Source organism: Pseudomonas sp. NY15356 (genome assembly GCF_048068175.1).
Lineage (GTDB): Bacteria > Pseudomonadota > Gammaproteobacteria > Pseudomonadales > Pseudomonadaceae > Aquipseudomonas > Aquipseudomonas putida_K.
Map to the genome: position 1 here is coordinate 17,571 of NZ_JBLUPW010000005.1, position 14,615 is coordinate 32,185.

Genomic DNA, 14,615 nt, shown 5'->3' on the forward strand with positions numbered 1-14,615 from the left:
ACCGCCACGGCAACAGTTCGTCGGTTTTGCGCTGTAACGTGCAACAGCCAGGCGAGGTGTATGCAAAGTAGTACCTGGCTACCGACCGCAGCGGCATGAAAACGCCTTTGCTAATGGACCGTTTCACAGCCGGAGCAGTCCATGAGCAACACGTCCCAACGCCCCACAAGTCCAAGCCTGGAGTGCCAGGTAGCGATTCGCTTCAATGCCCGTCCCAGCCTGCTCGACATCGCCGCCCAGGTGCTGGCCGAACAATGGCTGACACGCCGTCTGCCATCCAGCGCAGACCCTCGCAACCTGTTTCTGGTCAGCCTCGGGCCGGCGTCGGCCCCTCCTTTTATCCGCCCATTGAGCCATGTGCTCGTCGAGCGCTACTGCCTACGCCGGACGCTGAACCTGACGCCGCACGAAGACTACGTCTCCCCGGTGCAGGAACATGACCCCAAGAACGCGCTGTCGCTGGATCTGGATCCTCTGACAGTCATGATCAATGAATGCGGCCCGTTCATGCTGGAAGCGTATCAACAGGCCTTGATCAGCTTCTGGAGCGATAGCGACGACAAGGGACAGACGCCCTGGCACTGGTACAGCGATTACCTGCAGCAACAGTTCACCCAGGCCGTCCTGGACGGCAAACGTGACGCGACGCTGCTTCCCGAGGCTCTGAGCACAGCGCTATGGGTGCAAGCGCATCCTGACCCACGCACGCAAGCCAGCCTGGAACGCTTTCAGGTTCGGGTCAGCAATCTGCGCATGGATTTCGTGAGCAACTGGCAACTGGACCCGGAGCTATCCAGTGCCCTTTTGATCGAACGCAGTGACGCCCCGGCCGAACGGGGCACGACATTGCTCTACACCCCTACCGGGAAATTGGTGTCCTTCCCTTCACGCCAAACGCTGCTGAGCCATGCCGCCAAGCCCTGGCCACTGTTGCCTGGTGTCTCCGGGCCGGACGTGCACTTGGTATCCCCGACCTTGCCATACTTCCAAAACCAGGCACTTGGCGTGCTGTGCCAGCAGTTGCACGGATCGCAGCTTACCGCCTGGCAGGGGGACGATCTGGTCCGCGCAACCGATATGTCGGTCGCCCTGGACCGACTGACATCGATGTTCGGTCTGTGCAGCCCGGCCGAGGCCAGCTTGCACGAGCGCCTGGCGAGCCATCTGCCCTCTTGGCTGAAGGAAGCTTCCCCGAAAAAACTGTTGCGCTACAGCACGCAGCTGACCCAAATCGCTCAAGGCTACCATGACGCCCAGTACACCTCTTGGCTCGATGGCGTGGCCGATGCCCAGACCTTCGCCACGCAACAACTTCTGGCTCGCATCCAGAACGATCATCCCGAGGCCGACCTGGACCTCTCGGCGCTCAGGGTCGTCAACGCCCAGACGACCATCGGCGCGTTGTCTGTCCACGAAACCATCGTCACAGACAACACACCCCATATCGAAACATTCACGCTCCCCCAACTGGCGATCAGCAACCTGGGGCTGCTGCGTCCAGGCAAGATCACGCTGCAGGCCCTCGACGGCAAGCCGGTGCCGGACTGGTTCGATGAAACCTACTTGCGCAACCTCATCACCGACGCGGATGTCGCAAAACACTACCCCGCCATGTTGCGCGCCACCCTATTGGACGATCCGTCGCAGCGGTCGCGTCGCGAATCGTTGTTAAGACGGCAACTGCACACCCAGCTACCCGCCCTTGCCATGGCGCTGAACCTGCAGGGCAAACCGATAGACTTCGACGCTATAAAAGGTATCGGTGACGTGTTTGCCGAGACCCCGCAACGCAGCACGTCCTGGCAACTGCGCCAGTTCGGGCTGCTCAGAAGCCTGGATGCCAGCCCCGACCACCCGCTCAACACATGGCTGATCGAGGCACAAACCGCCACCTCGCAGCCGTGCCTGCTATACCGCCCGTTGCACAGCGAACCCTTGCTGGCTTTCGACGACAGGCAGGCACTGCTTGATGCGATCGCCGCCCCCGGTGCACTGCAAGACGATCTGCTCGATCGCTTGCCTGAACAGGACCGCAAGGTCTATGCCCATGGCGGCTTCCTCGAACCCCACCTGTTCCACCCCCTGGAAGACGACTGGGCCGTCCCGTTCGGCGCTCCCGCACCGGTCACCCTGGCGCAGGAACCTGCATTGGCCGATCCTGCCCACGCCGTCTACCAAGGGTGCATCGATGAAACCATCAGCCAGTTCCAAGCCCATGCCCAGACCAGCGCCCAAGCCCGATGGGAACGATGGAAATCCCTGGGCTGGCTGCTCCTCAATACTGTACTGCCCTTCACAGCCGAGCCATTGGCCGCGCCGATCTGGACAATCCAACTGGAAACTGCCTTCCTCGAACTGGTGGGCGAACACCAACAGCGGAGTGCAGGCGAACGGATCGCCGCTCTCGTGGAGTTTCTCGTCAACCTGGCATTGCTCCTGCTCAACCATGCCTTCAAGCGCATCGAGGCGCTGCGCCAAGCCGCTTCGCGACGGTCTCGTACCGACCCTGCTACAGCCTTGCTACCGGCCCTGCCCACACTGAGCGTGTCGTCACGCGAGCAGGTCCTGGATTTTTCCTGGGCAAACCCCAAGCGCACGCTCGACCCCGTACAGCGAAAAAACCTGGAAGCACTCTGCGCGGATACCCCCCTGGCCCGGTTGGGCAAGCCCATCCCCAACGGCCTCCTAAAGGACCTGTATTTCTATAAAGACAGAAGCTGGGTTGCCCTCAACGACAAGGTCTACCAGGTCGAATTCGATGCCAATCAACAGTGTCCGCGCATCGTCGACAGCAAAGACGAACTCGTCAAAGGCCCTTGGCTGCGACGCGACGAGGCCGGTCGCTGGCAGCTGGACTTGGGCCTGCGCCTGCGCGCGGGCATGCCGTTGCATCGCCGGGTCGAGCAGCTGCGCAACGCCAACCAGCAAGAGCTGGCAGCGCTGCAGACCCAGATCCAGCAGGACGTGACCCACCAGAAGACCCAGCGCGAATACCTCGACAAGGCGGCAGGGCTGGCCCACCGCAAGGCACCTGAGCGCATCCTGCGCAACTATCTGGCGAAGCTCGAGGGCTTCACCACGTTCTGGCAAGAGCACTTGCAACGCATCAATCAATTCAATGCGCTCAAGCCGCTGCACGAATACAAGGTCAAGCGCGCCTATGCCCTGTCCCAGCAATTGCATTACGCAAAGAAGATCGATGAAACCCTGTCCTGGCTGCATGCGCCCATCCGGGAACAGATCGATGAAATGATCAAGCTGCAGCACGGGGGTTACGAGCTGACCGAGGCGGACAAGCGCAGCCTGGGGCAGCGCATCGATACGTTGCTGCCGCTGCTGGACAAGTTGCTGGACAACAGCCAGAGCCTGGTCGATGGCATGGAGCAACTTCAGCGGCTTGCCAGCCGTTCTCAACCGAAGATCATCGAATACCGCAACGCAGCCTCGATCGGTTGGGAGCTGGTCAAATCACCGCTGACGTGGCGCTGGTCGCGTATCGAGGCTTGCGTCAACCGCTTGTCGCTGCTCGAAACGCTCGACGACGACAGCGAGTATTGGCTGCAACGCTGTAGCGAAAGCCTTGACCTGGCATTTGCCCAGCGCCAGCAACTGTTGGCCCTTGAGCAGCACAATGACGATGTGGTCAGTCGGTTGGCCATCAGCATCGACGGTCATTTCAAGACAGCACGTCGCCGGTTGGGCAACCTCAAGGCCCACTTGAACCTGGACACAGCCCAGCAGCCCCTGACCCAACTGTTCGAAGACATCGACAGCGCGGCCAAGGAACTGCAACCCACGCTCGACGAATACGCCGCAACGCTCCCCAGCAACACGGTCACCCAACTGCGCAAGCAGGTGCCAGGCCTGATCGAAACCCAGGAAGGCGATGTACTGCTGGGCAATGTCCGCCCTGACGACGACACCATCGTCGATATCCCGACTGCGCCACACAATGCCAGTTCACTCAGCTACAAACTGGAAAACGATTGTTGGGTGGAGCTTGCGGCGCAGGCACCTGCCAAACCCTCTGCCGTGCGCAAACTCAAACATCTGCTCAAGGACAGCCAAGCGCGCCTGCAGACCGCGCGCAAAGAACTGCAACGCCTGGAAGGCGGCACCTTCAGCCAATACCTGCCCATCGAGATCGAAGAATTGCTGCACCATCAGCGCGACCGCCTGCGTACCTTGCGCGAGGCGATCGAGCAGCACCTGACGACGGACAACCAGACGGACGAGGTCAGTGGCAACCGCGATGCCGCAGGAACGATCAAGGAACTGGAGGACCTGGACGCTCAACTGACCCGCAAGGCGATCGAGCTGCGCACCAAAGCGGCGCTGGAACAAAAACCGCGAATGGCCGAGCTGCGCTTTCTCATCGATCAGGGCATTGTGACCGTCCGCGTGGAGAGCCCGCGCAAACGGCTCGCCCGGGTCAAGGGCAGGCCTGCGGACTACCTGGATGACTATGGGATCTACCAGGGCGAATCATTGCTTTGGGTCGCGCATTTTCACTACCGCACGCTCGAGGCCGACAAACGTGCCTTCGTCGCCGGCCACCTCAAGCCGGCAGCGCAGCGGTACGCCCAAGGCGCGCAAGCCGACCGGCCGGACACCGGGCAGGTCGAAGAGGTCTACCGCAGCCCGATTTCCCTGGCCGATGCGCAGCAGTACTTCTTCAACGTCTGAAACGACCGGGGCGCCTTCAGGCGCCCCGACTGTTCTCACCGATCCTTGAACTGCGCCTCGCGCTTGGCGATGAAGGCAGCCATGCCCTCTTTCTGATCCTCCGTGGCGAAGGCTGCGTGGAACACCCGACGCTCGAAGCGCACGCCCTCGCTCAGGGTGACTTCGAAGGCGCGGTTGACGCTTTCCTTGACCATCATGCTCACCGGGATGGATTTGCTGGCGATGGTCGCGGCGGCCTTCAAGGCCTCCTCGAGCAGCTCGGCTTGTGGCACCACGCGGGCCACCAACCCGGCGCGCTCGGCCTCTTCGGCGCCCATCAGGCGCCCGGTCAGACACAGCTCCATGGCCTTGGCCTTGCCCACCGCGCGGGTCAGGCGCTGGGTACCGCCCATGCCCGGCAGCACGCCCAGGTTGATCTCCGGCTGGCCGAACTTGGCGTTATCGGCGGCCAGGATGAAGTCGCACATCATCGCCAGTTCGCAACCACCGCCCAGGGCGAAGCCGGACACCGCGGCGATGATTGGCTTGCGGCGGTTGGCGATGCGGTCGGCGTCGCTGAACAGGTCCTCTACGTAGATCTGTGGGTACTTGAGCTCGGCCATTTCCTTGATGTCGGCACCTGCGGCAAAGGCCTTGGCGGAGCCGGTGAGCACCACGCAGCCGATGTTCGGGTCTCGCTCGAGCTGGTCCAGGGCCTGATTGATCTCGCCGACGATCTGCGCGTTCAAGGCGTTGAGCGCCTGCGGGCGGTTGAGGGTGATCAGGCCGACCTTGCCGTGGATGTCCAACAGGATGGTTTCGAATGCCATGCAGACTGCTCCTTCAAAGATTGCGCGCAATGACCATGCGCTGAATGTCGCTGGTGCCTTCGTAGATCTGGCAAACCCGAACGTCGCGGTAGATCCGCTCCAGCGGGAAGTCACTCAGATAGCCATATCCGCCGAGCGTCTGCAAGGCGTCCGAACAGACCTTTTCGGCCATTTCCGAGGCGAAAAGCTTCGCCATGGACGCCTCCACCAGCGCCGGGCGGCCAGCATCGCGCAGGGCCGCAGCATGCAGCACCATCTGCCGGGCCACGGCGATACGCGTGGTCATATCGGCCAGGCGGAAGGCCACTGCCTGGTGCTCGATCAGGGGCTTGCCGAAGCTCTGCCGCTCGTTGGCATAGTCGCGTGCCACCTCGAACGCCGCGCGGGCCATGCCCACCGACTGGGCGGCAATGCCGATACGCCCGCCTTCCAGGTTGGCCAGGGCGATCTTGTAGCCTTCGCCCTCCTCACCCAGGCGGTTCGCCACCGGTACACGCACGTTGTCGAACACGATCTGGCAGGTGTCGGAGGCATGCTGGCCCAGCTTGTCCTCGACCCGCGCCACCTGGTAACCCGGTGAGTCGGTGGGCACGATGAAAGCACTGATGCCACGCTTGCCGGCTTCAGGGTCGGTCACGGCAAAGACGATCACCACCCCGGCGTTCTGCCCGGAGGTGATGAACTGCTTGCTGCCGCTGAGCACATAGTGGTCGCCATCGCGGCGCGCCCGGGTCTTCAGGCTGCTGGCGTCGGAGCCGGCCTGAGGCTCGGTCAGGGCGAACGCCCCGAGCATCTGGCCGCTGGCCAGCGGCGTGAGGAACTGCGCCTTCTGCTGCTCGTTGCCAAAGCGCAGGATCGGCACGCAGCCCACCGAGTTGTGCACGCTCATGATGGTCGAGCAGGCACCATCGCCGGCGGCGATTTCTTCCAGGGCCATGGCATAGGCCACGTAGCCCGTGTCGCTGCCCCCCCACTGCTCTGGCACCAGCATGCCGAACAGGCCCAGGTCAGCCATCTCGACGATGGCCTCGCGGGGGAAGCGGTGTTCCTTGTCCCATTGCTCGGCAAAGGGCTTCAGGCGCTCTTGCGCGAATGAGCGGACGGCGTCGGCGATCTGTTGTTGCTCGTCAGTTACCAGCATGGCTCACCTCAGTACAGGCATTCGACGGCCATGGCCGTGGCCTCGCCACCGCCGATGCAGATGGCCGCCACGCCACGGCGTAGGTTGTTCTGGCGCAGGGCCGACAGCAGGGTCACCAGGATCCGTGCGCCGGACGCGCCGATCGGGTGGCCCAGGGCGCAGGCGCCGCCATGGATGTTGACCTTCTCATGGGGCAGGTCCAGGTGCTTCATGGCCGCCAGAGTGACCACCGCGAAGGCTTCGTTGATCTCGAACAGGTCAACCTCGGCCAGGTTCCAGCCGGTGCGTTTGAGCAGCTTGTCGATGGCGCCGATCGGCGCGGTAGGGAACAGCGACGGCGTATCGGCGAAGGCCGCATGGCCGTGGATCACCGCCAAGGGCTTGAGGCCACGCTTTTCGGCTTCGCTGCGGCGCATCAGCACCAACGCAGCGGCACCGTCGGAGATGGAACTGGAGTTGGCGGCGGTCACCGTACCGCCTTCGCGGAACGCCGGACGCAGTTGCGCGATCTTGTCCAGGCGCGCCTTGGGCGGCTGTTCGTCGTCACGGACGACGCGCGTTTGCTTGCCCTCGGTGACCTCCACCGGCACGATCTCGGCGGCGAAGCGGCCGTTCTTGATAGCGTCCTGGGCGCGGGTCAGCGAGGCGATGGCGAACTGGTCCTGGGCCTCGCGGCTGAACCCATTGGCCTGGGCGCAGTCTTCGGCGAAGGTGCCCATCAGGCGCCCCTTGTCGTAGGCATCTTCCAGGCCATCCATGAACATATGGTCGATAATCTTGCCGTGGCCCATGCGGTAGCCGCCGCGGGCCTTGTCCAGCAGGTACGGGGCATTGGTCATGCTTTCCATGCCACCGGCCACCACCACCTCTGCGCTGCCGGCCAGCAGCAGGTCATGGGCCATGATCGCCGCCTGCATGCCCGAGCCGCACATTTTGTTCAAGGTGGTGCAGGTGGTGTGCTTGTCCAGGCCTGCACCCAGGGCGGCCTGGCGAGCCGGCGCCTGGCCGAGCCCAGCCGGCAGCACGCAGCCGAACAGCACCTGCTCGACGCTGTCGCTGGCGATACCGGCGCGCTCGACCGCTGCACGAATGGCGGCAGCCCCCAGCTGCGGTGCGGTCAGGCTCTTGAGGTCGCCCTGCAGGCCACCCATGGGCGTGCGCACGGCGCTGACGATGACGATCGGGTCGTTGGCGAGAGTCATGTGCGGTTCTCCTTACTTGGCAGCCATGCGCAGGGCACCGTCGAGGCGGATCACCTCGCCGTTGAGCATGCTGTTCTCGATGATATGGCGGGCCAGGGCTGCGTATTCCTGCGGGCGCCCCAGGCGCGGCGGGAATGGCACGCCGGCGGCCAGCGAATCGCGGACCTCCTGGGTCATACCGGCCATCATGGGCGTTTCGAAGATGCCCGGGGCGATGGTCATGACGCGGATACCGAAACGCGCCAGTTCACGGGCTACCGGCAAGGTCAGGCTGGCGATGGCGCCCTTGGAGGCAGCATAGGCAGCCTGGCCGATCTGGCCGTCGTAGGCAGCGATGGAGGCGGTGTTGATGATCACGCCACGCTCGCCGCCTTCGTCCGCCTGCCCCTCGGCTATGGCCGCGGCGGCCAGGCGCAGCAGGTTGAAGCTGCCGACCAGGTTGACGTTGATGACCTTGGCGAAACTGGCCAGCCCATGGGGGCCTTGTTTGCCCAGGACCTTCTCGGCGCCGACGATGCCGGCGCAGTTGACCAGCCCGTGCAGGCTGCCGAAGGCGCTGACGGCGGCCTGCACCGCCGCCTGGGCGGCCTGCTCGTCGCTGATGTCGGCCACGGCGAAGCGGGCCTGCTCGCCCAGCTCGCGGGCCTTGGCCGCGACGGCCTCGGCATTGAGGTCGACCAGCATGACCTTGGCGCCGGCTTCGACCAGCATCTGCGCGGTGGCAGCACCGAGCCCGGAGGCGGCGCCGCTGACGATGAAGTGTTTGTTGGCTATGTGCATGGTGTCGTTCCTTCAGGCGCTGGCGCGGGCGGCCAGCGCGGCTTGTTGTAGGGCGATTTCCTGGTTGCGCAGGATGAAGCGTTGCAGCTTGCCGCTCGGGGTCTTGGGCAGCTCGCTGACGAATTCGATTTCCCGGGGGTAGGCATGGGCATAGAGGCGCTGGCGGACATGCTGGCGCAAGGTTTCTTGCAATTCGGCGCTGCCTTCGACGCCCTTGGCCAGCACCACGAATGCCTTGATCAGCTCGGTACGCTCGGGGTCGGGCTTGCCGATCACGGCGGCCTCGACCACAGCTGGGTGTTCGATCAGCGCGCTTTCCACATCGAACGGCCCGACCCGGTAGCCGGATGTGGTGATCACATCGTCGCTGCGCCCGACGAAGCTGATGCTGCCGTCGATATTGAGCTCGACGGTGTCGCCGCTCAGGTAGTACTTGCCGACGAAGGCCTTGGTCGGCAGGCCGTGGTAGCCACCGAACCAGCACAATGGCGATTGCTCGCGGTCGACCGCCAGGATCCCCGGTTGCCCGGCCGGCAGTTCATTGCCTTGCTCATCCAGTACCACGATGCGGTGGCCGGGAATGGCGAAACCCGCCGAGCCGGGATGCACCGGGTGCGCCAGGGCGTGGTGATTGCACAGCACCATGCCCAGCTCGGTCTGGCCGTAGTGGTCGTGAATGGTCACGTCCAGCTCGTCGGCGAACCAGCGGATCACCTCCGGGTTGAGCGGCTCGCCGGCGCTGCTGACCACTCGCAGGCGGCCTTTGATCGGCGCCGAGAACTCGCTGCCGGCAGCGATCAGCAGGCGATAGGCCGTGGGCGACCCGGCCAGGTTGCTGATGTCGTGTTTGTCGATCATCCGCGCGCAGCTTTCGACGCTGAACGGGCCATCGTAGAACGTAGTGGCGTGGCCCAGGGACAACGGCCCGGTGACCGCGTAGTACAGGCCATAGGCCCAGCCGGGGTCGGCCAGGTTCCAAAAGTTGTCCTCCGGGCGCAGGTCGATGGCATCGCGCATGTAGCCCTGGAACGCGACAATGGCCCGCAGCGGCACCTCCAGCGGCTTGGCGGGGCCTGTGGTGCCTGAGGTGAACATCAGCAGGAACGGGTCGTCGCCTGTGCGCAGCACCGGCTCGCAGTCAGCTTCGGCGGTGTCGACAGCGGTGTGGAAATCCAGCTCACCGGCCGTTGCACCGACGGTGATAATCGTCGGGCAGCCCTGCACCTCGTCCAGTTTGGGGCGGTTGTGGCGATCCGTGACCACCACCCGGGCACGGGATTGCTCAAGACGGTGCTCGATCGCCTTGGGGCCGAACGCCGTGAAAAGTGGCTGGTAGACCGCGCCCAGGCGCCAGGTGGCGAGGATGGTCACCAGTAATTCAGGGGTACGAGGCATCAGGCCGGCGACCCGGTCTCCCGCTGCCACACCCTGGCCCTTGAGGACATTGGCCAAGCGCGCCGCCAGGGCCTGCAGTTGCTCGAAACTGTAGCGCGCGCCGTTGCCGTCGCGATCTTCCCAGACCAACGCCGTCCGGTCGCCACCGACATGGCGGTCGCAACATTCGACACAGGCGTTCATGGCCTCGAGGCTGCCTTGCAGCGCCTGCTGGACAGCCCGGCTGTAATCGAACGAACGGGCGGCTTGAGCGTAGTCACGCATCGTCAGACTCCTGCTTGTTTTTATTGGAGTGCACTGGTTGCCTGACGATGTTCGCGCCGACCACCCAGGCCGGCAATGGCCAAACCTGTCAATCGCGATGACCGGTTTGGCCGCAGGGCCAGCGCTGACGTCGTATGTGTGGAAGCCGGCTTGCCGGCGATAACACGCTAAGGCAATGGCTTGACGTCACAGGCGCCGATCAGCTCGCGATAATGCCCAGGGTTGCAACCGAACCACTTGCGAAACGCCTTGTAGAACGAGCTGCTGTCGGCAAAGCCCAGGCGCTCGGCAATGGTACCCAAGGCCACCTCGCAATCGGCCAGCCATGCGATTGCCAGCTGACGCCGCACGCTGTCCTTGAGCCCCTGGTAGGTCTGGCCTTCATCGGCCAGGCGGCGACGCAGGGTCGAGACGGACAGGCACAGCTGGCGCGCGAGCGCTTCGGCATCGGGCCAGGCGGCTGGATCCAGCGCCAGCAGGTCGTGGCGGATACGCCGGGCCAAGCTGGCCGGGTCGCGGTACTTGACCAGGATATTGCCCGGCGCCTCGGCCAGGAACCGTTGCAGTTCCTCAGGCGTGCGGCGCAAGGGTACATCCAGGCAATCGGCGGCGAAGATCATGCGTGTGCGTGGCCGGTCGAACTGCAGGTTTTCCGAAAACATCACCCGGTAGTCATCGCAGAACGGCGGCTCGGCGCAACGCAGGTCGATGGCCAGGATCGGAATGCGCCGCCCGGCCAGCCAACAGGCCACGCCATGGACGATCATCCAGAAAGTGAAGTAGGTAAAGGCGCGCCGGGGTTCGTCGCGGGGCTCGTAGATGACGATCTCGGCCAGGCTCTGCTGGCGCACCAGGCTCGGTTGCAGGTCTTCGAGCATCAGCGAGAGGAAACTCACCACGGTGTCCAGCGCCGCGCCCAGGGTTGGCTGCGCCATGCTCGCCCGGCACAGGAAGGCCAGGCTCCCGGTGCGCAGGCCGCGCGGGTCCATGGCGAAGAACTCGTCGTTGCAACGCCGGGCCAACAGGCGCCAGAGCCGGGCGTAGGCCTCGGCGGTGACTCGGGCATCGAGCTGCTCGAGCTCGGCGGCGTCGATGCCGGCGCGGGCCAGCAAGGGCGCATCGGGGTGGCCGGCCGGGCAGGTCTGTAGCAGTGCCTCGCGCACCAGTTGCATGGAAATGGTGTCTTTGTCGCTCATTGGCCGTCCAGCGCCTGTGTTTATTCAGCCCCGATCTTACCAGTGCGGGCCCTATCGCGGGACGAGCCCGCTGCCACAGGTATGGGCTGTCCTTAACGGCAGCGGTACACCTGTGGGAGCGGGCTCGTCCCGCGATAGGGCCCGCACAGGCTCACAAGCTCGCCGCCAACCCCAGGAACGCCTGGATCAACCGCAGCTCACGGCGCCGCTCCAGGCAGCCGATCATGTGCCGGTTGACCAACCCGTCCCCCGCCAGCGGCCGCGCCACCACCCGTGGGTCATGGGCCACCTCCATCGACGACACGATACCGATCCCCAGCTCCGCCGCCACCGCCTCGGTGACCGCCTCGCGGCTGTCCAGCTCCAGCAGCACCCGAGGCTGCACCTTGGCTTCGCCGCAGACCTGGTCGAAGGTACGCCGGGTGATCGAACTGGGCTCGCGCAACACCATGATCTGCCGGTCCAGCTCCGCCAGGGGCAGGTCCCCCTCGCCGATCGCCCACGGGTGGCCCTCTGGCAACAATGCACAGATACGCGACTCGCCCAGGCTTTGCAGATACAGGCCTTTACGCGGTTCGACCTCGGTCAGCACCGCCACGTCGGCATGCTCGGACACCAGCGCCGCCAGGGTTTCCTGGGCGTTGCCCAGGCGCAGGTTGACGGTGATACCCGGGTAGCGCGCCCTCAACATGCCCAGCATCGGCATCACCCGGTGGGGCCCGTCCGCCGCCACTTCCAGGCGCCCGGTCAGCAACTGCCGGTTGGCTTCGAGCATGGCCTGGGCTTCCTCGGCCAGGCTGAACATCGCCCGGGTGATGGCCGCCAGGCGCGTGCCCTCCTCGGTCAGTTCCACCCGCCGTGCGGTGCGTCGCAACAAGGTGATCTGGTAGTGCTCTTCAAGGGCCTTCACATGCCCGGTCACCGCCGGCTGGCTGATGAACAGGCGCTCTGCAGCACGGGTAAAGCTGCCTTCACGGGCCACCGCATCGAAGGCACGCAGCTGGAACAGGTTCATATCTATCGGCCTGACTTATGGCTGGCATAACAAAAAACAATTTGATTGATGGAGCGGCAAATTGCAACTTAGGCCCCGTAGTTTCAGCCCACCGCTTGTGAGGAATAACGGAATGAGCAACGCCCCGATCCTGCTGACCCCCGGCCCACTGACCACCTCTTCCCGCACCCGCCAAGCTATGCTGGTGGACTGGGGCTCCTGGGACCGCGACTTCAACCAACTGACCGCCAGCCTGTGCGAACAACTGCTGGCCATCGTCAACGGCAACGCCACCCACCACTGCGTCCCGCTGCAAGGCAGTGGCACCTTCGCCGTGGAAGCGGCCATCGGCACCCTGGTACCGCGCGATGGCAAGGTCCTGGTATTGATCAACGGTGCCTATGGCCAGCGCCTGGCGAAGATCTGCAAGGTCCTGGGTCGTGCCTACAGCACCTTCGAGACTGCCGAAGACCAGCCGACCACCGCTGCCGATGTCGACCGCCTGCTGGCCGCCGACCCCGCCGTCACCCACGTGGCGCTGATCCACTGCGAAACCAGCACCGGCATCCTCAACCCCCTGCCGGAGATCGCCCAGGTGGTCAAACGCCACGGCAAACGCCTGGTCATCGATGCCATGAGTTCCTTCGGCGCCCTGCCGATCGATGCCAGCGAAGTGCCGTTCGAAGCACTGATCGCTGCCTCCGGCAAGTGCCTGGAAGGTGTGCCAGGCATGGGCTTCGTCTTCGCTGAGAAGAACGCCTTGGCCGCCGCCGAAGGCAACAGCCACTCCCTGGCGATGGACCTGCAGGACCAGCAGGCGTACATGGCCAAGACCGGCCAGTGGCGCTTCACCCCGCCGACCCATGTGGTCGCCGCCCTGCACGAAGCCCTGGTGCAATACAACGAGGAAGGCGGCTTGCCGGCGCGCCACCAGCGCTACGCCGATAACTGCAAGACCCTGCTCGACGGCATGGCCAAGATCGGCCTGCGCAGCTTCCTGCCCGCCGAGATCCAGGCACCGATCATCGTCACCTTCCATGCACCCAAAGACGCCCGCTACCAGTTCAAGGACTTCTACGAGCGGGTCAAGGCCAAGGGTTTCATCCTCTACCCGGGCAAGCTGACCCAGGTGGAAACCTTCCGCGTCGGCTGCATCGGCGTGGTGGGAGCCGAAGGCATGCAAGCTGCCGTCGACGCCGTAGCCGAAGTGCTGCGGGAAATGGAAGTGCTGGACATCTAACTCAACGACCGACCCGAATTGCCAGGAAACCGCGCACATGAACTACAGCAACCCCACCCAGCTGCAAGCCGCCATCCTCGACTGGGCCGGCACCGTGGTCGACTTCGGCTCCTTCGCCCCGACCCAGATCTTCGTCGAGGCCTTCGCCGAGTTCGACGTCCAGGTGTCCATCGAAGAAGCCCGTGGCCCGATGGGCATGGGCAAGTGGGATCACATCCGCACCCTGTGCAATGTGCCCGAAATCGCCGAGCGCTACCGCAAGGTGTTCGGCCGTACGCCGACCGATGACGATGTCACGGCCATCTATGAGCGCTTCATGCCGCTGCAGATCGAGAAGATCGCCGTGCACTCGGCGCTGATCCCCGGCGCCCTGGACACCCTCACGGGCCTGCGCAAGGACGGCCTGAAGATCGGCTCCTGCTCCGGCTACCCGAAAGTGGTGATGGACAAGGTGGTGGAGCTGGCCAAGCAGAACGGCTATGTCGCCGACCACGTGGTGGCCACCGACGAAACCCCCAATGGCCGCCCATGGCCGGCGCAGGCCCTGGCCAACGTGATCGCCCTGGGCATCGACGATGTGGCGGCTTGCGTGAAAGTCGACGACACCGTGCCGGGCATCCTTGAAGGCCGTCGCGCCGGCATGTGGACCGTTGCCCTGGTGTGCTCGGGCAACGCTCTGGGCCTGACCTGGGAAGGCTACCGCGCCCTGAGCGCCGAGAAGCTGGAAAGCGAGCGCAAGCGCATCCACGCGATGTTCGAAAGCTCCCGCCCGCACTACCTGATCGACACCATCAACGAGCTGCCCGAAGTTATCGCCGACATCAATCGTCGCCTGGCCAAGGGCGAAATGCCGCAGGCGTCGTAATGCCGGGGGCCGCTTTGCGGCCCTTTCGCGGGCCAACGCCCCG

At 64.5% G+C, this 14,615-nt stretch carries 10 protein-coding genes; 3 read left to right on the plus strand and 7 right to left on the minus strand.

Annotation, left to right across the window (positions count from 1 at the left end):
* Positions 1-141 precede the first annotated feature (141 nt).
* On the plus strand, positions 142-4,686 hold the full coding sequence (locus tag ACNFCI_RS06115) for a hypothetical protein (protein ID WP_368830133.1): 4,545 nt from the start codon (positions 142-144) through the stop codon (positions 4,684-4,686).
* A gap of 35 nt (positions 4,687-4,721) precedes the next feature.
* On the opposite strand, the gene ACNFCI_RS06120 is transcribed toward ACNFCI_RS06115, so the two are convergent.
* The 7 genes from ACNFCI_RS06120 to ACNFCI_RS06150 all read right to left on the minus strand — a co-directional run bounded on the left by ACNFCI_RS06120 (position 4,722) and on the right by ACNFCI_RS06150 (position 12,488).
* Positions 4,722-5,495: an enoyl-CoA hydratase gene (locus ACNFCI_RS06120; protein WP_368830132.1), complete on the minus strand. Its 774-nt coding sequence runs from the start codon at positions 5,493-5,495 to the stop codon at positions 4,722-4,724.
* 13 nt (positions 5,496-5,508) lie between these two features.
* Positions 5,509-6,636 (minus strand): acyl-CoA dehydrogenase, encoded by a 1,128-nt coding sequence (locus ACNFCI_RS06125; protein ID WP_368830131.1) that lies wholly within the window; start codon positions 6,634-6,636, stop codon positions 5,509-5,511.
* Between the two features lie 8 nt (positions 6,637-6,644).
* The gene (locus ACNFCI_RS06130) at positions 6,645-7,838 is read right to left on the minus strand and encodes an acetyl-CoA C-acyltransferase (RefSeq protein ID WP_084854718.1); all 1,194 of its coding nucleotides are present in this window, start codon (positions 7,836-7,838) and stop codon (positions 6,645-6,647) included.
* A 12-nt stretch (positions 7,839-7,850) separates the two neighbouring features.
* Positions 7,851-8,618, minus strand: a complete 768-nt coding sequence (locus tag ACNFCI_RS06135) for an SDR family NAD(P)-dependent oxidoreductase (RefSeq protein WP_084854717.1) — start codon at positions 8,616-8,618, stop codon at positions 7,851-7,853.
* A 12-nt stretch (positions 8,619-8,630) separates the two neighbouring features.
* Entirely contained in the window at positions 8,631-10,277 is a 1,647-nt protein-coding gene (locus tag ACNFCI_RS06140) for an AMP-binding protein (protein ID WP_368830130.1), read from the minus strand.
* A gap of 167 nt (positions 10,278-10,444) precedes the next feature.
* Positions 10,445-11,473 (minus strand): AraC family transcriptional regulator, encoded by a 1,029-nt coding sequence (locus tag ACNFCI_RS06145; protein ID WP_368830129.1) that lies wholly within the window; start codon positions 11,471-11,473, stop codon positions 10,445-10,447.
* 151 nt (positions 11,474-11,624) lie between these two features.
* Positions 11,625-12,488 carry a LysR substrate-binding domain-containing protein gene (locus ACNFCI_RS06150; RefSeq protein ID WP_416767650.1) on the minus strand — a complete coding sequence of 288 codons (864 nt, stop codon included), beginning with the start codon at positions 12,486-12,488 and terminating at the stop codon, positions 11,625-11,627.
* A 112-nt stretch (positions 12,489-12,600) separates the two neighbouring features.
* On the opposite strand from ACNFCI_RS06150, the gene ACNFCI_RS06155 reads away from it, so the two are divergent.
* Complete coding sequence (locus ACNFCI_RS06155; RefSeq protein ID WP_084854713.1) at positions 12,601-13,707, plus strand: 2-aminoethylphosphonate--pyruvate transaminase; 1,107 nt, start codon at positions 12,601-12,603, stop codon at positions 13,705-13,707.
* A 37-nt stretch (positions 13,708-13,744) separates the two neighbouring features.
* On the plus strand, positions 13,745-14,572 hold the full coding sequence (phnX, locus tag ACNFCI_RS06160) for a phosphonoacetaldehyde hydrolase (RefSeq protein ID WP_084854712.1): 828 nt from the start codon (positions 13,745-13,747) through the stop codon (positions 14,570-14,572).
* Positions 14,573-14,615 lie beyond the last annotated feature (43 nt).